The organism is Flavobacterium sp., from assembly GCF_028689845.1.
Classification (GTDB): Bacteria; Bacteroidota; Bacteroidia; order Flavobacteriales; family Flavobacteriaceae; genus Flavobacterium.
Map to the genome: position 1 here is coordinate 55,599 of NZ_JAQVCH010000001.1, position 23,634 is coordinate 79,232.

Genomic DNA, 23,634 nt, shown 5'->3' on the forward strand with positions numbered 1-23,634 from the left:
TTTTATATTTTATTATTAAAAATTGGCTTTTAGTCCAAAAATAAATGTTTTAACTTGTGGATAAGTACCTAAATCAATTCCTTGACCAATACCTGTTGCATTGTTAAATGCTCCAACTTCAGGATCAAATCCTTTATAATCAGTTATTGTATACAAGTTTTGTCCGGTAACATATACTTTAATTGAATTTAATTTCAAGTTTTCCAATTTAAATTGATATCCAAAAGTTACGGCTTTTAAACGAACGTATGATCCATCTTCTACATATCTATCTGATACGTGTAAAGAATTTGCATCATTAACTCTTGGAACATCTGTAACTTGACCTGTTGTTGTCCATCTATTTAAAACTTCAGTAGATTGATTATTATAGTTATTCATCAATGTTAAATCCATTCTAGAGGCATTGAAAACATCTCCACCTTGTGACCCTGTGATTAGGGCATCTAAAGTAAATCCTTTATAGCTAAAATCATTACTAAATCCGAAAGTAAAATCCGGATTTGGATCTCCTATGGTTGTTCTATCATCTGGTGTGATACTTCCGTCACCATTAATATCTTGATATAATAAAGTTCCTGTCATAGGATCTACTTTATCTACTTTATATCCATAGAAACTTCCTAGAGGGCTACCTTCTGTCAATAAAATCACACTTTCTCCAACAGATGTTAGGTTTTGGAAAGGTAATTTTTTTAATAGTCCTAATTTAACTACTTTATTATCATTGAAAGATATATTAAAATTAGAATTCCATTTAACACTGCCTGTTAAGTTAATTGTATTTAAACCTAATTCTAAACCTTTATTTTCAATTTCTCCCGCATTGTAGTAATAGGGTTTTGTAAATCCTGGAAAATAAATAATTTGAAGTAAGTCTTCGGTATTCTTTTTATATACATCTGCAGAAAGTCTGATTCTATTATTGATGAAACCCAAATCTACACCAAAATTAATATCATTTGTGGTTTCCCATTTCAAATCTGAATTACCAATTTGATCTAAAGTAGTACTATTTGTTGTCGGATTCGTATAATTTAAATCATAACTGGCATAAGCTGGCAATCCAGACAAATTACCTGTTTTTCCCCAGCCTCCTCTTAGTTTTAATTCGCTAATAGTCGACACATCTTTTAAGAAATCTTCATTAGAAATAATCCAAGCAGCAGAAACTCCGGGAAAAAATCCCCATTTATTTCCGTCTGCTAATTGAGATGCTCCACTTTCTCTGAACACCCCGTTAATTATATATTTATTTTTAATCGTATAAGTTGCTCTTCCAAAAAATGATAAACTTCTTGTTTGATTTTCTCTATATTCAAAAAATTGATTTTTAGCAGCATCATAATCGTAGCTTGTTTGGTCTATAGCAAAACCAGTTCCTGAATTGGCGTCTTTGGTATAAACATTTTCCTGAATTGACATACCTCCCAACAAGTTTAATTCTGAATTTTCATATTTCAACAAATAGTTAAGCGTATTTTCAAAATTCCAATTGCTATTGTTTGTTATCGTATTACTTCCTCTTCCTTTATCTGATTCAGGATTATCATCTCCGTTTCTTCCATAAACATTACTAAATGGATCTACGAACTGAACATTGTCGGCTCTTGTCAAATCAAAAGACAACATCGGCTTCCATACCAAATTACTCAAAATATTGACATCAAAACTAATACTGCTTAAATATCTATTTACAGTAGTTTTGTTTTCTCTAGACAATAATGAAACTGGATTTTCCCATCCTGATTGATAAGGATTTTCTGCATATTGACCATCTTTATAACCATCTTTATAAGATCCATCAGGGTTTGTATCTCTGATATTTAATTGAGATCCCCATATTGGTAAAAAGGAAGGCGTTACTAAAGCACTCATAACGGCTCCGCCTTGTCCCACACTATTATTATCACTAATATAGGAACCGTCTGATTGAATAACATTAATACTAATATCTGTTTTCAACCAAGAATTCAAATTTGCGTTCAGGTTTAATTTTCCTGAAAATCTGTTATATTTTGATGGATTTATTATACCCTCAACCATTTGGTATCCTAAAGCTCCATAGATTCTAACTTTTTCAGTTCCACCTGCATATGAAAAATTATAATTTTGGTCGACACCCGTTCTTAAAATTTCATCTTGCCAATCAGTATAAATTCCGGTGTACTTTGGATCGTTTGCCGTTGTTAAATAACTTGGATTAATTTCATTTAATAATGTTTTATAATCTGACAAATTCAAAACGTCTACATTGCTAACTGCATTTGAAATACCAACATAAGAGCTAAATTGAAAATCATTTTTATTTGATTTTCCTTTTTTTGTTGTAATGATTACAACCCCTGTTGAACCATTAACACCATATATAGCTGTTGCAGTCGCATCTTTTAAAATTGACAAATCCACAATATCTTCTGTGTTTAAACCAGAAATATCTTTAGTTTGAATTCCATCAACAACATATAAAGGTGAATTTTCAGAATTTATAGAACTTAGTCCTCTAATTCTTACATCGAAACTTGCTCCAGGTTTTCCTGAGGTTTGTACAACATTTACACCAGTAGCATTCCCTTGAATTGCTTGAGCAACAGATAAAATAGGACGGTTTTCAAACGATTCAGAATTAACCGTTGAAACGGCATTCGTTAAATTTTTTCTCTTCTGTGTTCCATAACCTATAACAACAACTTCTTCTAAGGCTTTATTTTCCTCGACCAGAATTATGTTAATAGTGTTTTCTGTTCCTACAGTAATTTCTTTTGTTACGTATCCTACAAACGAGAATACTAAAACATCTTTTACAGCTGCTTTGATTACATAATTCCCATCTAAATCAGTGGTAACTCCCTTAGAAGTGTTTTTGACTACAACACTTGTTCCTGGAAGCGGTTGACCACTTGAGCTTTCTGTAACAGTTCCTTTAATTTCAATATTCTGTGCAGTAATCATTGAAAAAGCAAACAGAAAGAGCATACTTAAATACTTGGTAAATTTCATAAATTAGGTAGTTTAAATTAATTGTTACGTTTTTGTCGTTTGTCATTTATTAAAAAAATAGAGAATTCTAATAAAAATCATCTAAAATATAAGATTTAAATAATTTCAAAACCAACTCTAACGATTTCGTTGTTATGACAGTTTAAAATTATATCTAATTAACATTCAATTAAGGTTCTTCTATACACTTGTGTCTCATCAAAAAAATAAAAATTACGCTTTTAACACACTTTATTTTATAATATATTATACATCAACAATTTAAAATATTAAAATAATACACCAAAAATCAAAATTTTTATTATTTTTGATAAAATTTATAGCTTTTTCATTCATATATTAATCAATTGAACAATTGAAAACCATCACACAACTTATAAGTGCCTTCATTTTTATATTTTATTTAAATCTTTTTGCTCAAAATGTAAGCTTTAATGAATTAAAGATAAATCCCGTAGCAAAAGTCACGAACTATAATCGGTCTCATTTTAATGCAGATCCACAATTTTGGGATGGCTGTGAGGATAATGATGGATACCTTATTTTTGGTAATAATGACGGTGCTGTATTTTTTGATGGCAATCAGTGGAGCAAAATCAATTTACCAAATAACTCCTCGGTAAGAAGTCTATATAAATCATCTTCTGGAAAGATTTATGCAGGTGGTTATAATGAATTTGGAACGCTTCAAAAGGATAATAAAGGAAAATATTATTATCATTCGTTAATGAATGAACTGCATTTAACCAATAAACACATCGAAAATATTTGGCAAATTCATGAATTTGGCGATTATATCATTTGCAGAACCTTTAATGGCTTAATTATGGTTAAAGGAAATACAGCCCTTTTTATTCCGGCCAACGAATCTTTCTTAAATTCCGCTGTTATACATGATACTTTTTATATCCAAGACAATAATTATGGTATTTATCACTATAATTTAAAAAACAAAGAATTAAACTTGGTTTTTTCATCCAATTTGTTTCAAAATGAAGAAATTGCCTCAATGCTCGAAAGTGAAAACAAGGAAGAAATTTTATTGTTTTCTAAATCTGGAAATATTTATAAAGGAAATTTAAAATCTTTTAAGGTAAAAAAAATAGCTAGTCTATTTGAAGCGACCAATCCAGATCAAATTTCTAAAGCAATTTTAAAAGATAACAGCACTATTCTAATTGGCACACTAGCTTCTAAAATTATTGAATTTACTATTGCGACGGGCACAATTAACAAAAACAATCCTTCTTATAGAAACTTAAAAAATGTTGCTATTCATAATCTTTTTAAATCAAATTCGAATTATTGGATAGTTACTAATAATGGTCTTTCCTTCGTAGATTTTAATCCTTCTTTTATCAATTTATTTGACAAAGCTTCTGTTTATGACGTGCTTATTCATAATTCAAGAATTTACTTAGCAACTAATGCTGGTGTTTATTTTGCAGATACATCGCTAAACAATAGTTCTAACACATATTATTCCTTTCAGAAAATCAATGAAACTCAAGGTCAAGTTTGGTCTATCCAATTGTTTGAAAATGACATTATCATTTCTCATAATGATGGATTATTTGTACTTAATGACTTAAAGCCAAAACGAATTGGCGATGAAAGTGGTTTTTGGAAAATAACTCCGATTGAAAATAATCCTGGAAAATATTTAGCCTCTAATTATTTGGGGTTATTTCTTTTAGAAAAAAGCAATGGCGATTGGAAAATACGTCATAAAATTGATGGATTTGAAGAATCCGCTAGAGACATACTTGCCTCTGAAGAAAAAAACACTTTTTGGATTTGTCATGGTTACCAAGGTGTTTTTAAAGTTCATTTAAACAGTTCTTTTACCAAAGCCATCGCGGTAGAACATTTTACTGACAAAAACGGATTAAAATCGTTTTATAATGTAAATGTCGTGAAGTGGGATAACCAAACTCTTTTTACAACCAATGATGGAATTTATCAGTATAATCTTAAACAGAATAAGTTTGTTCAATTTAAAAAATTGAACAACGTGTTTGACCCTACAAAAAACACGCGAAAATTAATTACACAAGGGTCTAAAACATGGTTTGTTTTAAATGATGAAGCTGGTTATTTTTATACAAATAGTGAACAAAAAACGCTTCATAAGGATTTGTTTTTAAATCTTAAAGGTTATTTTAACCGTGGAATGGAATGCATCGTGCCATTATCAGAAAACCAAGTGCTTTTTGGTTCAAATCTTGGATTGTTTTTTTATAATTTAAAAACCAATTCCACTAAAACAAAAGTACCTACGCAACTGACCTCTGTTAAATTTACAGCTGATCAAATTCCGTTTTTAGCAAATGTGACTAGTGAAAAGGCAATTGAATTTCCGAACAAGACGGCATTTTTGCGTTTTGAATTTGCCGCTCCTCAAATGACAAAAAACACAAATATTCAATTCAGTTATCAACTAGAACCCATTGACAAAAACTGGTCGAATTGGCAAAATTCTTCCTATAAAGAATTTACACATCTAAACGCGGGTAATTATACTTTTAAAATTAAAAGTCGAAACTTATCTGGAATTTCCGGGACTGAAACAAGTTATAAATTTAGCATTCTTCCAAAATGGTATCAAACCAATATTGCCTTTTTTCTTTACATTTCATCTTTAATTTTATTCATTTATATCATTTGGGTATGGTTAAAGAAAAAAATTGAAAAGGAAAAAACCAAAGCAAGAATAGAGTCTGATAAAACCAAAAAGCTCTTAGAACTTGAGCTTGAGCAACTCAAATTGTTGCGTGAAAAAGAAAAAATAAATGCCGCCAAAGTACATTTAGAGGAAGATGTAATTGAAAAAAGCAAGCAATTAGCTAATTATACGCTTATGCTAAGTCAGAAAAAGGAATTGTTTAATGAACTTCAATTTGATTTAAAAAGTCTTCGCGAAATTAACAAAAATGACGATTTTAGAAAACGTATTAGCCACATCTTTCAAAAATTACATCAGAACAAAATTGGAGAAGAATTTATGGAAATTTTTGATGTGAATTTTGAAAAAGTAAATCACAATTTTTTTGAAAAACTCAAACAAATAAATCCTTCAATAACCAAAAGAGAACTCCGTTTATGTGCTTTTGTAAAAATGGATTTAAGCAATAAAGAAATTGCTCCTTTGCTTAGTATTTCAATTCGTGGAGTAGAAAATGCTCGTTATCGAGTACGCAAAAAACTCAATGTACAACATGAAGAAAATTTTAGTGCTTACTTACTAAGTCTAGTTAATGATTAAAAAAACGCACCCCAAAAGAGGTGCGTTTAGAATATTACTCCCAAAAAATTAGAAGTTTAATAACAACCGTTATATTATTACAAATTCGCTTTTAGATATTCTCTATTTAAACGAGCGATGTTTTCTAAGGAGATGCCTTTTGGACATTCCACTTCACACGCACCAATGTTCGTACAGTTTCCGAAACCTTCTTCATCCATCTGACGTACCATGCTTAAAACGCGTTCTGTGGCCTCTACTTTTCCTTGTGGTAAAAGTGCATATTGTGACACTTTTGCCCCTACAAAAAGCATGGCAGAACCATTTACACAAGTCGCCACACAAGCTCCACACCCAATGCAGGCTGCTGCCATAAAAGCATGATCAGCGTCGTGTTTTGGAATCGGAATAGAATTGGCATCAATTGTATTGCCTGAAGTGTTTACCGAAACGAATCCGCCCGCTTGTTGAATACGTTCAAAAGCCATACGGTCTACTACTAAATCTTTAATTACCGGAAATGCCTTGCTTCTCCATGGTTCTACAAAAATAGTATCGCCATCATTGAACATCCGCATGTGTAATTGACAAGTGGTTATTCCAGTATCTGGTCCGTGAGCTCTTCCGTTAATATACAACGAACACGCTCCACAAATTCCTTCTCTACAATCATGATCAAACGCGACTGGTTCTTTTCTGTCATTAACCAATTGTTCATTTAATTGGTCTAACATTTCTAAAAAGGAACTTGCTGTTGAAACATTATCTAATTTATATGTTTCTATTGCACCCTTTGCTTTAGCATTTTTTTGACGCCAAATTTTTAAGGTAATATTTATATTTTTAGCTGCACTCATAGTATCTTATTTATAATTTCTAGCGGCAATTTTTATTTCTTCATAAACCAACACTTCTTTGTGTAATTCTGATTTAGAAATATCAGAACCTTTATATTCCCAAGCTCCCACAAATTTAAAGTTTTCATCATCACGAAGGGTTTCGCCTTCCGCATCTTGGTATTCTTCACGGAAGTGACCTCCGCAAGATTCATGTCGTTGCAAAGCATCCATCGCCATTAATTGTCCAAGTTCAAGAAAATCGGCTACTCGTAAAGCTTTTTCTAATTCAGGATTTAATTCGTCACTGCTTCCTGGAACGTATACATTTTGATAAAAATCCTCTTTAATAGCAGCAATTTCGCTGATAGCTTGTTTTAAACCTTGTTCATTTCGAGCCATTCCAACCTTATTCCACATTACCAAACCTAATCGTTTATGGAAGTGATCTACAGTTTTAGAACCATTATTGTTCATGAATTTATCAATTGAATTTTGAACTCGGCTTTCTGCTTCAGCAAATTCAGATAAATCGGTAGAAATTTTTCCTGTTCTAATTTCATCTGCTAAATAGTTAGAAACGGTATAAGGCAAAACAAAATAACCATCGGCCAAACCTTGCATTAACGCAGAAGCTCCGAGACGGTTAGCTCCATGGTCAGAAAAGTTTGCTTCTCCCGCTACAAAACAACCAGGAATAGTAGATTCTAAATTATAATCTACCCAAACGCCACCCATCGTATAATGTACCGCTGGATAAATTTTCATCGGTGTTTCATAAGGATTTTCGTCTGTGATTTTTTGATACATAGTAAATAAATTACCATATTTCTCTTCTAACCATTGCTTACCTAATTTTATAGTTTCTTCTTGAGAAGGATTATGATTACCTTGGGCATATGCCGTTTGCTTTCCTTTGCTTAAAATCTCGGTAGAAAAATCTAGGTAAACACCTTCGTTAGTGTCATTCGCTTCAATTCCATGTCCGGCATCACATCTTTCTTTTGCAGCTCTAGATGCCACATCACGTGGTACTAAGTTTCCAAAAGCAGGATAACGTCTTTCTAAATAATAATCTCTATTTTCTTCTGCAATTTGTGTTGGTTTTAATTGACCCGCACGAATAGCTTCTGCATCTTCTTTTTTCTTTGGTACCCATATTCTTCCAGAATTCCGTAATGATTCAGACATTAAGGTCAACTTAGACTGGTTAGACCCATGAACAGGAATACAAGTAGGGTGAATTTGAACATAACAAGGATTGGCAAATAAAGCCCCTTGTTTGTGAATTTTCCAACTTGCCGTAACATTACAACCCATCGCATTGGTAGAAAGAAAATAAACATTTCCATATCCTCCAGTTGCAATTATAACAGCATGACCAGAATGTCTTTCTAATTTACCCGTAATTAAATCACGTGCTATTATTCCACGTGCTTTTCCGTCTACTTTAACGATATCTAACATTTCGTGACGGTTAAACATTTTAACGCGTCCTAAACCAATTTGTCTTGATAAAGCAGAATATGCTCCTAATAATAACTGTTGTCCTGTTTGACCTGCAGCATAAAAAGTACGTTGTACTTGAACACCACCAAAAGAACGATTATCTAACATTCCACCATATTCACGAGCAAAAGGAACCCCTTGAGCTACACATTGATCAATAATATTTCCTGAAACTTCTGCTAATCGATGTACGTTAGCTTCGCGAGATCTATAATCACCACCTTTAATGGTATCATAAAAAAGGCGGTATACACTATCGCCATCATTTTGATAATTTTTGGCGGCATTAATTCCACCTTGAGCGGCAATTGAGTGTGCTCTTCGAGGGGAATCTTGGTAACAAAAAGCACTCACATTGTAACCCATTTCTCCAAAAGAAGCTGCTGCAGAAGCACCTGCTAATCCGGTTCCCACTACTATAATATCAATTTTTGGTCGATTATTTGGAGCAACTAATTTTAAATGGTCTTTGTGATTGGTCCACTTTTGAGCCATTGGACCTACTGGTATTTTGGAATCTAACTTCATAATATGTCTGATGTTGATTATTTACTAAAATGAATAAAGAGTGGAATAATGGCAAACAATAATGGTACAATTACTGAAAATGCTTTACCCACAAATTTAATGGTTGGTGTCCATTTCGGATTATTAATTCCTAAGGACTGGAAGGCACTTTGAAAACCATGCCATAAATGGAAAGCCAAAACCAACATTGAAAATACATAAAACAATGTATAAACCAATCCTAATTTTTTATCTTTAAACAAATCAAACGTAATGGCATATAGATCTTTATAAAGAGAAGCGATTTTAACATCTACTTCTGAGTTATACAAATCAGTTTGATTTTTAATCATCAAACGTTTTGCCGAACCTTCTTCAGGTTTTTCACCTTCTTTCAAAATTTGGTCCGCTTGATAATACTGCCCATCACTTTGTCCTACATAAAAAACGTTTTTAACACCAGGAGTAACTTCAATGATTTTTGTCATCAAAGGCATTTTTTCGTCAAAATGCATTCTTGCCCAAAAATTAACCATGTGTGTTGCGATAAAAACCATAACCAACGTTCCTAAAATCGCCATGTTACGAGAAGCAAAACCACTATTTGCTCCTGGGTTTGTTTTTGCATAAGCAATAGGTCTCGCTTTTCTGTTTTGTATCGTTAAAATGATTCCGTCCACTGCATGAAAAATAATGGAAAGATACGTTACGTAAGATAATATTTTTACGATTGGATTGGTAGTCATAAACAACGCGTATTGGTTGAATTGCATACGTCCATCAGGCATAAGTAATTGTAAATTACCCACCAAATGACCTACCAAAAACAAACATAAAAATAAGCCCGTCAGAGCCATCCAGTATTTCTTAGCAATGGATGACTTTAAAAATGCAGATTTTGCCATAGTGTTTGTGTTAACTTAATTTTTAAAAATTATCACACAAATTTAAAGGTAATTTGAGACAACTACAACCTTTTCGTTATAATTTAAAGTGATTTTAAAGAAGGATTAACAAGTGTTTATGAGGCTCTTCATAAAATCGCCCTAGTTAAAAACTATTGACCGTAAATCGATTAGGCTTAATACCAGCCTTTTTATTCATTAAAATAAATTGATTTGATGAAAAAAAAATTAAGACTTCGCCTTTACAGAACTACTTAAATAGAAAATTTTGAAGAAATTAGAACATTCAACTGCATTCGAGCATTTTTCGCTAAAGCGGATATTTAGTCTCTCTAAACTCAATATGTTTTGGTCACATCTTCATCAATTACCAAGATAAAATCGGCTTTTTTCAATTCTTCTTTATTAAATTTTGAAATGTCTTTTTGCTCAATAGTAGCAATCGTCAGGATTTTGACCTCTGGTTTATATTTTTTTAAATACCAACTAATTCCTTCATAATTATCACTATGATAGGTGCCATTATAATGGATAAAAATTGTATTCGGCTTACTGTTTTGCACAATAAAATGAGCCATCGTCGCGTCTTTTATCGCTTGAGCTTTCGGCATTTTGTCGCCAGCATGACCGCCTTGCATCGACATCATGTTTTGATATCCGGGCAAAGTTATGTCAAACAAAATAGGTAACGGAGCAATCCAGCTTTTGTCTTCCTCTGGGAGTTGCTCTAATTCTTCTAACCCTTTTTTAAAAACCATACTTGCATAACGCCTCGGAATATTTGTGGCTACAAACGAAATGTTTTTTTCTTTCGCAAAATCAACAAGCGGCTTATAATCGGTTTTATAATTGTTCCATAATCGTGCAGTAGAATCGAATTTCTTCTGGTCTATTTCACTTTTTAAATATTGATTTAATTGAATTTGATTATCGGCTTCTAACATTTCAGCTCCTAAAACAAGACTGTTCTTTTCTGCTAAATCTTTGGTTAGTTCCAATTGAAGCCAATGTACAATTGAATTATTGTGGTATTCGCCAAATAATACAATCTCATTTTTCTGAGCCGTTTTTAATAATTTTTGATAGCATGTTTTTTTACCTTTTGCCGTATAAAGCTGGTAAGATTTTTTGTTTTGACTCCAAGCGTTGATTTGAAAAAACAGAAAAAGTGTAAGTATAAAATTAATTTTTTTCATTTCTGATGATTTCTAGAGGTTTGATTTGTGAACTGTTTTCTGTGTTTATTTTGATTGAATAAATACCCGGAATTAAATAAATTTTACCGTTTTTAGATGGCGTTAAGCTCACCTTCTTATCTTTTTTTTTCCATTTTTCCGCAATTGCGGCTGTTATTTCTAAATTGTAATTCCATGAATTGATTCCAGCAGTAACTTGTTGTTTTTCTTCAAATAGCAACAATCCCTTTTCATTAAAAACCTGAATGGTTACTTCGGTTTGTTTTTTTACATAAAAATCAATTTGATTTTTTGGTTCAAAAGGTTCGTCCCAAACATTCCAACTAGAACCCCAACGTTTAGAATGAGTAATTTTATCTGTTTGAAAGATTTCTATCTCTTTTGCCAGAATTTCTTCTGTGAGTTGTTGAATTGATTTTACGTTTACCTTATAAATAGAACGTCCGTGTGTACCTATGACCAAATCATGAGTTTCCGTTTGCAAAACCACGTCATGTACCGCCACTGGAGGCAATCCATTACTAAATGGCAGCCAATCTTTACCCCGATTTAGGGAAATAAAAAGACCATTATCGGTTCCGACATATAAAACAGCAGGATTTATATTGTCTTCAACCAACACATTTACAGGAAATTCAGATAAGCCTATGGCACTATTTTTCCAAGTTTGCCCATAGTCTTCCGATACAAAAACATACGGTGCAAAATCATTATTTCGATAGCCGTTCAAAGTAACATAAACCCGTTCTTTTTGATGTTGCGACGCGACCACTCTCGAAATCCAACGATTTTTGGGTAAGGTTGTAGAAATGAGTTGCCAATTTACTCCGCCATCTTTTGAAACATGAAGCAAGCCATCATCCGAACCAACATAAAGCAATCCAAATTGAAACGGACTTTCACTTAACGTTGTAATGGTGCCAAAAGCAACATTTCCTTCTTTTTCACCTAAAGTCAAATCGGGTGAAATGATCGTCCACGAATCGCCTTGGTCAAATGAACGATGCAGTAGGTGCGAACCTAAATATAAAATATCTTGGTTCTGTTTAGAAAGTAAAATGGGCGTTTGCCAGTTAAATCGCAACGGTTTTTCCTCTTTTTTGGCGGCTGGTGAGATGAATTTTCGCGTATCTTTTTCTCGGTTAATTCGATAATAATTCCCAAATTGAAAACCCGTAAAAATGATGGAAGGATTTCTACTGTCGATTTGTGTTTGCATTCCATCACCGCCCATTAGAAATTCATATGGATACTGTCCTTCTTGATGCCAAGTTACGTCATACTTATACGTGCTCGGCCCTGCCCAAACACCATTGTCTTGCATTCCACCATAAATGGTATAGGGTTTTTGATAATCAACATTAATCGAATAAAATTGACTTACGCCGTGCGGATTACATTTAATCCAATTGGCACCATCATCGTAGGAAATATTTAAACCTCCATCATTTCCATTAATTAAATGTCCGGGTTTTTTCGGATTAACCCATACCATATGATGATCGGCGTGAACATTCTCTCGGTTAATGGAAACAAACGTTTTTCCGCCATCATCGGATTTTAAAATAGGAACACCCGAAATATAGAGCTTATCCGAATGAGTTAAATCAACACTGATTTTTCCAAAATAATAGCCGTACGAATAATAAAAATCATCTAGGTAATCCTGATTCATTTTTTGCCAAGTTCTTCCGCCATCTTTAGATTGGTAGATTTCTGCTCCAATCACTTCGGTTTCAAACAAAGCGGCATTGGCATCTTTTAGTAATTTTTTTACTTCAGAAGGCGACAGATTCGTTTTTTGAATCCAATTTTTGAGGTTTTCTGCCCGATATTTTTCGGTTAAACCCTGCTTTTTTAGCAACGCATTTAATTCTTTGTTAGGTATTTGTAAAAAAACCTCGCCGGGAGCACTAAACATTTCCGACTTTGATGCTGTTTTTGCGGCTGTAATAGGCCGCTTATTCTGATTGTCTAAAATTGCATAAATTATCGTCTCATTGAAAGCAGCTAAGCCAATTCGGCCAACCCCATCTCCCGTTGGAAAATTACTTTCGGCTGTTGATATTAACGTCCAATTAGAACCGCCATCTTCACTTTTATAAATTCCCGAAGCAGCTCCGCTTCCATTAAAATTCCATGCTTTCCGGTCTTTTTCCCAACTTGAAGCATATTGAATATTGAAATTTTGCGGCGACACTGAAAGATCCGCAACACCTGTTTTGTCATTTATATATAACGTTTGTTTCCATGTTTTTCCGCCATCCGTAGTTTTATAAATGCCTCGTTCACTATTTTCTGTATATAATTTTCCGGTAACGGCAACAACAACTTCGTCAGAATTTTTTGGATTAATTTCTATTTTTCCAATGTGATGACTTTCTTTCAAACCAACATTTTGCCACGTTTTGCCTTTGTCAATCGATTTTAGTACTCCAATTCCGGCATAAGAAGACCGCGAAGCATTGTTTTCTCCTGTTCCTACCCAAATAGTGCCCAATTTCCAATCGACTGCAATATCACCAACATTTTGAGTAGGTGAATTATCCATCACGGGCGTAAAACTCATTCCGTTGTTATTGGAATACCAAACGCCGCCAGAAGCATACCCAACATAAAATTCAGTTGGATTTTCGGGATTGACATCCACATCTACCACGCGTCCGCTCATAATGGAAGGACCGACACTTTGAATTGGAATTTGTTGTACCATTGAATTGGACTGTGACCAAAAGCCATGGCAAACCATTATCAAAAGACAAGAAAAATATAGGTTTTTCATTTCACGGATTTCTATTTGCATCTAAAAGTAAGAATAAGTCATTTGTTGGCAAAATTTTATAATTGATTTATCTACAAATTGCCATATTCTTGTTATTTTTGGATAATCATATAAAATTCTAATACAACTATTATGAAATACCATCCAATCGACCGCAATTTATACATTAAAAATCGTGCTAAATTCATGGCACAAATGAAGCCGAATAGTGTTGCTGTTTTTAATTCAAACGACATTTATCCGGTTAGTGCCGATTCTACCTTGCCTTTTGCACAACACCGCGACATTTTATATTTATCAGGGGTTGATCAAGAAGAGAGTATCTTATTGCTTTTTCCAGATGCTCCGTATGAACACTTAAAAGAAATTTTATTTGTTAGAGAAACCAATGACCACATTGCCATTTGGGAAGGTGAAAAACTGACTAAAGAACGAGCTTTTGAAGTGTCTGGCATCAAGACTGTGATTTGGGTGCAAGATTTTCATAAAACATTGAAAGAAGTGATGATTTATGCGGATAAAATGTACCTCAACACCAATGAACATTACCGTTCGTCGGTTGAAACAGAAACCCGTGAAGACCGTTTTATCAAATGGTGGAAACAAAATTATCCCGCTCATCAAGTGGAAAAAAGCAATCCGATTTTGCAACGGATTCGTTCTATCAAGGAAAGCGAAGAGTTGGATTTAATTCAAAAAGCATGTGATATTACCGAAAAAGGTTTTCGTAGAATCCTTTCGTTTGTGAAACCGAACGTCATGGAATATGAAATTGAAGCCGAATTTGCTTATGAATTTTTACGCAATCGCTCAAAAGGTTTTGCATATACGCCGATTATCGCTTCGGGAAACAATGCGAATGTGTTGCATTATATTGAAAACAACCAACAATGTAAAGCAGGCGATTTGATTTTATTAGATGTAGGAGCGGAATATGCCAATTATTCGAGTGATATGACGAGAACAATTCCTGTTTCAGGAAAATTCTCAGACCGACAAAAAGAGGTTTACAATGCCGTTTTACGGGTTAAAAATGATGCCACAAAAATGTTAGTTCCAGGAGCTTTATGGAAAGAATACCATATAGAAGTTGGTAAAATCATGACTTCTGAATTGTTAAGTTTGGGTTTATTGGACAAAGCCGATGTGCAAAACGAAAATCCAGAATGGCCAGCCTACAAAAAATATTTTATGCACGGAACTTCGCATCACATGGGCTTGGACACCCACGATTATGGTTTATTACACGAACCAATGCAGGCCAACATGGTTTTTACAGTTGAACCAGGCATCTATATTCCAGCTGAAGGATTTGGAATTCGTTTGGAAGATGATGTAGTGATTCAAAAAAGTGGTGAACCGTTCAATTTAATGCGAAACATTCCGGTTGAAGTAGAAGAAATTGAATCGATTATGAATAGTTAGTTTGGTTTAAGAGTTTAAAAGTTTAAAAGGGGACTTGTAGGAATGTGGGTCGTTTTTTTGTTTTAAACAAAATGTTCTGAACATTGTAACATTCTAAATTAAACTCTGACTTACTTTATACACTTAAAAAATAGAAATTATGCAAGCACACGAAATTGAATATCAGATTTTTGGAGAAGAAATGCAGTATGTTGAAATCGAATTGGACCCACAAGAAATTGTGGTAGCCGAAGCGGGAAGTTTTATGATGATGGGAAACCACATTGTAATGCAAACCATCTTTGGTGATGGCTCGGAGCAACAAAATTCGGGTTTGTTTGGCAAGCTTTTGAATGCTGGAAAACGAGTTCTTACCGGAGAAAGTTTATTTATGACCGCTTTTTTAAACCAAGGTCAAACCAAAAGTAAAGTTTCTTTTGCCTCGCCTTATCCTGGAAAAATTCTTCCGATTGATTTAACGCAGTTTCAAGGAAAATTTATTTGTCAAAAAAGTTCTTTTCTCTGTGCTGCCAAAGGTGTTTCTGTCGGAATTGAATTCTCCCAAAAACTAGGTCGCGGACTTTTTGGTGGTGAAGGTTTCATCATGCAAAAAATTGAAGGAGACGGCATGGCGTTTGTGCATTCTGGCGGAACAATGGCAAAAAAGGAATTGGCTCCTGGTGAAGTACTCAAAGTTGACACTGGTTGTATTATTGGTTTTACAAAAGACGTTGATTATGATATTGAATTTATAGGTGGAATCAAGAATTCGCTTTTCGGTGGCGAAGGATTATTTTATGCTACTTTAAAAGGTCCGGGAACTGTTTACATACAATCATTACCTTTTTCTCGATTAGCAGATAGAATTATTGCTTCCGCACCAAAATCGGGTGGAAAAAATCGCGAAGAAGGAAGCTTATTAGACGGTTTAGGTAATTTATTAGATGGTGATAATCGGTTTTAGTTTTAAAAACTACACAACAAATCATATTATTTCCAACGAGTAAACTAATCTTGGCTCTTTTGTTTGTCAAACTTTATCAACAATAATTCAGAAATTGATTGGGATGTCTTATTTTTGAAATCCTTTTTAAAATGACAGTCAAAACATGAAACAAACCTTTTTCAAAAACACCAAAATCAATTATACCGACACCGGAAAAGGTACGGTAGTGGTTTTATTACATGGTTTTTTGGAAAATTTAAGCATGTGGAATTCCTATATTGAACTTTTTTCTAAAAAAAATCGGGTTATCGCGATTGATTTGTTAGGTCACGGAGGAACGGATTGTTTAGGCTACATTCATACCATGGAAGACCAAGCTGACATGGTTCATCAAGTGTTGCATGATTTAAAAATTCGGAAAGCCATTCTTATCGGACATTCCATGGGTGGCTATATTGCGTTGGCTTTCGCCGAATTATATCCTGATTATATGAAAGGATTAGTTTTACTCAATTCGACCGCTCGAGCGGATAGCGACGAGCGAAAACTAAATCGCGATAGAGCCATCGCAGCCGTTAAGCAAAATTATACCGCTTTTGTGCGAATGTCGATTGCCAATTTATTTAGTGAAGAAAATCGTAAAAAATTACTTGAAGACATCGAACTTGTGCGAAAAGAAGCATTAAAAACGCCTTTACAAGGTATTGTGGCCGCATTAGAAGGAATGAAAGTCAGGAAAGACCGTGAAGTGCTTTTACATTTTACTAACTTCCCAAAGCTTCTTATATTAGGAAAAAAAGATCCTGTTTTAGATTTTGACGAACAGTTGTCACAAATTGAAAATACGAAGGTTGCATTTGCTGCTTTCGATGACGGTCACATGACGCACATTGAAAATCAAGCCGAATTGAAAACAATCTTATTGGCTTTTTTAAAACCAATTTAGTTAGCTTTTGTATTGCTTAATTTCTACAATATCAGACGGCATTTCAAAACCTTCCTCTGTTAATCGGAATAAAACCTGCTGCATCACCACATTCTTAATATTCATGTGATAGGTTTTAGAACTCGACTTTGTGGTATCAATCCAAAAGAAAATCTTTAGATTAATTGTGCTCGCCGCCAATTCATCAATGACAACAGTTGGAATTTTATCTACTTTCACTACACCTTCTATTTGTTGTAATGTATCCAAAATAAGAAGTATCGCTTTTTTTACATCACTACTGTAATCTAAACCAAGTTTAAAATCATACCGTAAAAAACCGTCTAACGTATAATTAATTAAAGGGTTTTTTAGAATTTGAGAGTTTGGAATAAAAACATCTTTACCATCGGTTGTTTTCACTAGCGTTTCTCGTATTCGCAATTCCTTCACATAGCCCACAATTCCTTCTGATTCTATCAAATCATTTTCTAAAAACGGACTTTTAAAGGCTAAAATAATCCCGGCTAAAAAGTTTTCGCCAATATCTTTAAAAGCAAAACCAATCACAAAGGTTAAGATTCCTGCTCCTGCTAAAATCTTAGTTGTAATATCATTGAATCCCAATAAACTAAGAAAAAACAAAAAGGTAATCACCTTTAAAATAATACGAATAATTTGAGCAATAAACAATTCAGACAAACTGCTGGTTACTTTTGTTTTTATTCTTTTCGTGAGTACTTTACTGATAAGATTTGCCAATAAAATTCCGATAATTAAAACACTAAAAGCCACTACTAAAACCGACCAGTTCTCTTGAAAATAGGTATAGGCTTCTGTTAGTTTTTCGTTTAATTTTTCCATTTGTTTTTATTTTTCTTCAAAAGGTATGTTTTCATCTAAAATTAAATTAATCAACTGAATTAATTCTGTTTTAAAATCTTCTATAACTTCGTTATTAACCAAATGAGTTACCACTTCTCGTCCTTCTTTAATTTGAAATGGCATAAAACCCGCTCTTAAATTTTTAAAGGAAATAATGCCTACTTCCATTTCTTGCTGGGGAAATTCAGTTTGAACCATCAAGGCATAACACATTAATTGAATGATTTTGTCATATTTAATGTCTTCCGTTAATCCCGTCCAACCTTGAATAGATAAACTCGGTTGTTCTACTTTTCCTGTTTTATAATCGATGATGCGAAGTGTTCCGTTTCGCAGTTCAATTCGGTCTACATTTCCTCTAATTTTTACAGGAAACGGCAATCTGTTATCTACGATTTCTTGACTAAAGTTTTGCTCTAAAAAGAGGATTTTAATTGCATCCCCTTGTTCCAACGCTTTTTTTTCTTGTTGTAGAAAATTAAAAACGTTGCGTTTAGCTACTTCAAAAGCTAAAAGGTTTTTCCCTTTGGTGATTTCGCCTTCTTTGTATTCTTTTTTAAATTGGTTAAAGACTTCCTCATTAACCAATAAAAATAGTGAATCTACAATTGAAACCGTCAAAAAAACATTTAAAAATGGTTTATAGAGTTCTTCTAACGTTCCGTGAATAATAGTTCCAAGTGTGTTCACCGCAATATTTTCTTCTACCTCTTCTGTCTCGCGAATGCGTAAAATCCGTTGAAAATAAAATTGGATTGGATTTCGGATATAGGTCGTTAAAGTAGAAGGCGAAAATCCTTCATTTGCCATTATTTTCAATCGCTGCAGCACTAAATCAGATTTAGGAACGAGCATTAATTCATTTGCCTTTTCGGGTAAAACGGCATTGTAAAGCTGATGTGAAATCACATGATTGGGTTGTTTTTCAACTTCCAATTGGGTAATAAACCGACTTTTTTCGCCTGCATCAAGTCCTTCCGCCTCTGTATTATAAAGCAAATAAATGGTTTTTGCCCGTTGCAATAAATGATAAAAATGATAGGTATAAATAGCGTCTTTTTCTTTAAACGTAGGCAAACCTAATTCTCGTTTTACATCAAGAGGAATAAATGAATTTTGAGATTTTCCTGCTGGAAAAACACCTTCGTTCATAGAAGTAATGATTACCGTATCAAAATCTAATACCCGGCTTTCTAAAACACCCATAATTTGAAGTCCTTCCAAGGGTTCTCCTTCAAAAGAGACTTCGGCCAAATCAACAATTTGTTTGTACAGGGCAAACAATCCTTCAATAGAATTAATATGCGAGTGCTCTGTACAAAAGTTGGTTAACTTATTTATAATCTTAAAAATAGCATATAAAAAACTTACTGTAATTTTATCTTCAGCAGATTGAGTTTGTAAAAACTGTTTTATTTCTAATAAGATAGTGGTAATCTTAGCCAAGATTTCCGTTGGATTACTATTCCATTTTTCCATCAAAAGCAAAAAAAACGGGGTCGGTTGTTCATTAAGTTCAATTACTTTGGCATAAGAAACAAACGTGTAATTATTTTGGTTGATTCGGCTAATTAAAGATTTTGCTCCTACAAATGGCTCCACCAAAGGATTTTGGAGCACATCCAAAATGTCTTTGTAATAAAACATATAACTTGTTGCACTGCGTTTAAATGCGTTTTGATGCATTCGAAATAATTTTGAAACAAGTAATTGGGCTGGATTATTTTTACCTGAATAACCCATCGTAATATTAAGTTTAGAAGCCGATTGCGGTAACGAATGCAACAACGGAATTAACAATTCCTCTTGTCCAAGCACCAACGCTACGTTTTCTAACGATTCTTCTGCAGCAATAGTTTCAATAAGATGACCTGCTAATTTTGCTTGCCCGATGGTTTTGGGCGTTCCCATGATGTGGATATTTTTTGATTCTTTAAATTCATTAAAAATCCATTGATAGGGGTTGTTTTTGTAAAAAGGCCAGCTTTTTTTAATTTTTCGAGCAAACAATCCGGCATCGTGATAAGGGTCGTTTAAAAATGTTTCTTCTACGTCCCACAAAACAGTTGCTAGTTCCTGGGTTAAAAGGTGTTGGAAAATCTTTTCTTCTGCTTGATTAAGTGCGTTAAAACCTGCAAAAATGTAATGATTCGACGTATTATTCGACGAAAAATGAGTTAGATTATCCACAGCTTCTCTATAGATCAAACCTTGGTATCCAATTCCTTTTTTAACTAAATAATCATAGAATGCTTCATAATACAAAGGCATTTTTTCCCAAAACTGAAGATAATTATCTATCAATTTCGTTTTATCTTCTGCCTCTAAGTTCCATCGTTTGATGGCTTCAATATCTTTTAGATAAGAAAAAACATGTTTTGGTTCTAAAAGATAGCGGTCAATTTCATTAAAATCGTGTAGCAAGGTTTTTCCCCAATTTGAAAATTGTTCAAAGGCTTGTTGTTCTTTACTTGGCGTAAGCGATAAATAAAGCGTATAAAATTCAAACAACAGTGTGATTGCATCGGCAGAACGAATTCCAGCAATGTCTTGCACAAATTCTTCAATACTAACAATTTTTGGAGCAAAGCTGTTTTGTTGAATTCCCTTTTTTAATTCTTCCAGCAAAAACACTTTTGCTCGTTTATTAGGAAGAACAACAGTTAAGCACTCCATCTTTGTGGAATGGTGTTTCAAGATATGATGGGCTAGCGTAGAAAGAAAAGGAATTGTTTTCATTTTATAAAAATAAAAAAAACGTCCCGATAAATCGAGACGTTTTAAAATATATTTAGAAGAAAATTATTTTATTAATTTCACTTCAACTCTTCTGTTATTAGCTTTACCAGCTCTAGTTTTGTTAGAATCAATTGGCATTGACTCACCAAATCCTTTAGAAGTTAATCTAGAAGCATTGATACCGTTTTCGATTAAATAATCTTTTACAGCAGCAGCTCTATCTTCCGATAATTTTTGGTTTAATGCATCACTACCATCACTGTCAGTATGACCTTCGATAGAGAATTTAGCACTAGGATATTCTTTTAAGATTCCAGTAATATTTTGTAAAACTGTGAATGTTCTTTGTTGGAAAGCAGCTTTACCAGATTCGAACAAAATTGTTTTAGCATAATCATTTAAAGATTTAATAACCGCTTCGCTCATTTCTGGACAACCATTGTTTTCAACAGTTCCTGGCTCGTCTGGACATTTGTCATCTTTATCAAATACTTTGTCACCGTCTCTATCTGGCCATGGACAACCTTGGTTTTCTTTTGGACCTTTAACGTCTGGACATTTATCATCTTTATCAGCAATTCCGTCACCGTCAGTATCAGGACAACCGTTTAATTCTTTAGGACCTTTAACGTCTGGACAAGAATCGTCTTTATCAGCAATTCCGTCACCATCAGTATCAGGACATCCTTGGAATTCAGCTAAACCGAATACATCTGGACAAGCATCACTAGCATCTACAATACCATCACTATCTGTATCAGGGCATCCTTGGAATTGAGCTAAACCAAATACATCTGGACAAGCATCATCTTTGTCATAAATACCGTCTCCATCAGTATCTTTACCTCCAAATTTGAAGATAACACCCGCAAAGTGTTGCATGTGTGTTGGCATCTCAGTTCTTACATCATCAAATGAATATTTGTAAGTTGAACGAAGAGTAAGACCAATTTTTTCAGATAACCAGATGTTTAAACCTAAACCTCCATTAACTGTTCCACCACTGTAATCACCAATGAAAGTATAACCTCCACCTACGTGTGCAGTTGGTTCGAAAGCATTTAAGTAAGTTCCGAAACTATAATTTACAACAGCATCAATTCCATAATACATTTCGTCTACTGTAGCGACAACATATTCGCCACCTACTCTAGGAAGAACAAGTTTTTCTAATCTGTTGAAAGATCCTGTTAATCCGAAAGAGAAATTGTCTCCAACGTATTTAGAAACTGACACATAAGAAACAGAAGGAACCATGCTCCAGTAATCTTTCGCGTTAAAATATTCAGAAAACTGATCTGCAACGCTTCCGGCGGCACTCACACGACCACCATCTAATGCATTAACCCCAAAAGCCAGAGACCAAGGGTTATTACTATCTTGTGCTTGCGAACTAAGACCCGCAAACATAAAAATAGCTAAAACTAATTTGTTAAGATGTTTCATACTTGATTTTGTTTTGTTACAATATATTGTTTATTACTTGCAAAAATAAGGTGTTTTAAATTAACTACAAAATTTAATGTTAAATATTTTAATAAGAATACTAAACAGTTATTAGATAACCTTCAGTGCTTTTCCTACTTCTATAAAAGCTTGTATCGCTTTGTCAAGGTGTTCTTTGGTATGTGCTGCCGACAATTGCACTCTAATTCTCGCTTTGTTCTTGGGCACAACCGGAAAGAAAAAGCCAATTACATAAATGCCTTTTTTCAATAATTCGTCTGCCATGACTTGCGATAATTTTGCGTCATACAACATTACAGGGACAATCGCTGAATCACCATCGATAATATCAAAACCAGCATCTTTCATTCCTTTTTTGAAATAATTCGTATTCCACTCCAATTGATCGCGTAACGTGGTGTCATTTTCTAACAACTCAAAAACCTTTATAGAAGCTCCCACGATAGTTGGAGCCAACGAATTAGAAAATAAATACGGTCGTGATCGTTGTCTTAAAATTTCAATAATTTCTTTTTTAGCGGTAGTATAGCCGCCCATTGCCCCACCTAATGCTTTTCCTAAAGTTCCAGTAATAATATCTACACGGCCTAAAACACCTTTTGCCTCCATTGTCCCTTTTCCTGTTGCTCCAATAAATCCAGCTGCATGACATTCATCAACCATTACTAACGCATCATATTTTTGGGCTAAATCACAAATTTTATCTAAGGGAGCTACGAGTCCATCCATAGAAAAAACACCATCGGTTACGATTAACTTAAAACGATGTCCTTGTTCGTTTGCTTTGATGAGTTGTTGCTCTAAATCTTCCATATTACTGTTTTCATATCGATATCGAGCTGCTTTACACAAACGGACTCCGTCAATAATGGATGCATGATTTAGACTGTCCGAAATAATAGCATCTTCTTCTCCTAATAAAGGCTCAAAAACACCGCCGTTGGCATCAAAAGCTGCTGCATATAAAATAGTGTCTTCCGTTCCGTAAAAACGTGCAATAGATTCTTCCAGTTTTTTATGAATGTCTTGGGTTCCACATATAAATCGAACCGAAGACATACCAAATCCATGAGAGTCTAAGGTGTCTTTTGCTGCTTGAATTACGGCTGGATGCGACGATAATCCTAAATAATTATTGGCACAAAAATTCAAGACTTTTTCACCCGTAGAAATTGTAATTTCTGCTCCTTGAGGCGATGTAATAATACGCTCTTTCTTGAATATCCCATTGTCTTCAATGGTTTGCAATTCTTTTTGTAAGTGTTGTTTGATTTTGCTATACATTGTTT

14 protein-coding genes are annotated in these 23,634 nt (G+C 33.9%); 4 read left to right on the forward strand and 10 right to left on the reverse strand.

The window, feature by feature from the left end:
• Positions 1-15: 15 nt before the first annotated feature.
• Positions 16-3,000, reverse strand: coding sequence for a TonB-dependent receptor (locus PHR76_RS00210; protein ID WP_300057006.1), 2,985 nt, complete (start codon positions 2,998-3,000; stop codon positions 16-18).
• 355 nt (positions 3,001-3,355) lie between these two features.
• Between PHR76_RS00210 and PHR76_RS00215 the strand changes: the two genes are divergently transcribed.
• On the forward strand, positions 3,356-6,265 hold the full coding sequence (locus PHR76_RS00215; RefSeq protein WP_300057009.1) for a triple tyrosine motif-containing protein: 2,910 nt from the start codon (positions 3,356-3,358) through the stop codon (positions 6,263-6,265).
• 77 nt (positions 6,266-6,342) lie between these two features.
• On the opposite strand, the gene PHR76_RS00220 is transcribed toward PHR76_RS00215, so the two are convergent.
• The 5 genes from PHR76_RS00220 to PHR76_RS00240 all read right to left on the reverse strand — a co-directional run bounded on the left by PHR76_RS00220 (position 6,343) and on the right by PHR76_RS00240 (position 13,979).
• Entirely contained in the window at positions 6,343-7,101 is a 759-nt protein-coding gene (locus tag PHR76_RS00220) for a succinate dehydrogenase/fumarate reductase iron-sulfur subunit (protein ID WP_300057013.1), read from the reverse strand.
• Positions 7,102-7,107: 6 nt separating this feature from the next.
• Positions 7,108-9,117, reverse strand: coding sequence for a fumarate reductase/succinate dehydrogenase flavoprotein subunit (locus PHR76_RS00225; protein WP_300057016.1), 2,010 nt, complete (start codon positions 9,115-9,117; stop codon positions 7,108-7,110).
• A 17-nt stretch (positions 9,118-9,134) separates the two neighbouring features.
• Positions 9,135-10,001: a succinate dehydrogenase cytochrome b subunit gene (locus PHR76_RS00230; protein ID WP_300057019.1), complete on the reverse strand. Its 867-nt coding sequence runs from the start codon at positions 9,999-10,001 to the stop codon at positions 9,135-9,137.
• Between the two features lie 338 nt (positions 10,002-10,339).
• Positions 10,340-11,197, reverse strand: coding sequence for a ChaN family lipoprotein (locus tag PHR76_RS00235; RefSeq protein ID WP_300057022.1), 858 nt, complete (start codon positions 11,195-11,197; stop codon positions 10,340-10,342).
• On the reverse strand, positions 11,184-13,979 hold the full coding sequence (locus tag PHR76_RS00240; RefSeq protein ID WP_300057026.1) for an exo-alpha-sialidase: 2,796 nt from the start codon (positions 13,977-13,979) through the stop codon (positions 11,184-11,186). The genes PHR76_RS00235 and PHR76_RS00240 overlap by 14 nt, the downstream gene beginning before the upstream one ends.
• A gap of 132 nt (positions 13,980-14,111) precedes the next feature.
• Here PHR76_RS00240 and PHR76_RS00245 point away from each other — a divergent pair, with 132 nt between their 5' ends.
• The 3 genes from PHR76_RS00245 to PHR76_RS00255 all read left to right on the forward strand — a co-directional run bounded on the left by PHR76_RS00245 (position 14,112) and on the right by PHR76_RS00255 (position 17,275).
• On the forward strand, positions 14,112-15,404 hold the full coding sequence (locus tag PHR76_RS00245; protein ID WP_300057029.1) for an aminopeptidase P family protein: 1,293 nt from the start codon (positions 14,112-14,114) through the stop codon (positions 15,402-15,404).
• A gap of 139 nt (positions 15,405-15,543) precedes the next feature.
• The gene (locus PHR76_RS00250; RefSeq protein ID WP_300057031.1) at positions 15,544-16,347 is read left to right on the forward strand and encodes a TIGR00266 family protein; all 804 of its coding nucleotides are present in this window, start codon (positions 15,544-15,546) and stop codon (positions 16,345-16,347) included.
• A 145-nt stretch (positions 16,348-16,492) separates the two neighbouring features.
• Complete coding sequence (locus tag PHR76_RS00255; protein ID WP_300057034.1) at positions 16,493-17,275, forward strand: alpha/beta fold hydrolase; 783 nt, start codon at positions 16,493-16,495, stop codon at positions 17,273-17,275.
• Here the strand turns inward: PHR76_RS00255 and PHR76_RS00260 are convergent, their stop codons facing one another.
• The 4 genes from PHR76_RS00260 to kbl form a co-directional block, all read right to left on the reverse strand.
• Positions 17,276-18,118, reverse strand: a complete 843-nt coding sequence (locus tag PHR76_RS00260) for a mechanosensitive ion channel domain-containing protein (RefSeq protein WP_300057037.1) — start codon at positions 18,116-18,118, stop codon at positions 17,276-17,278.
• 6 nt (positions 18,119-18,124) lie between these two features.
• A complete protein-coding gene (locus PHR76_RS00265) occupies positions 18,125-20,878 on the reverse strand; it encodes a PD-(D/E)XK nuclease family protein (RefSeq protein WP_300057040.1) in 2,754 nt (917 codons plus the stop codon).
• A 63-nt stretch (positions 20,879-20,941) separates the two neighbouring features.
• On the reverse strand, positions 20,942-22,324 hold the full coding sequence (locus PHR76_RS00270) for an OmpA family protein (protein ID WP_300057043.1): 1,383 nt from the start codon (positions 22,322-22,324) through the stop codon (positions 20,942-20,944).
• 111 nt (positions 22,325-22,435) lie between these two features.
• On the reverse strand, positions 22,436-23,629 hold the full coding sequence (kbl, locus tag PHR76_RS00275) for a glycine C-acetyltransferase (protein WP_300057046.1): 1,194 nt from the start codon (positions 23,627-23,629) through the stop codon (positions 22,436-22,438).
• Positions 23,630-23,634 lie beyond the last annotated feature (5 nt).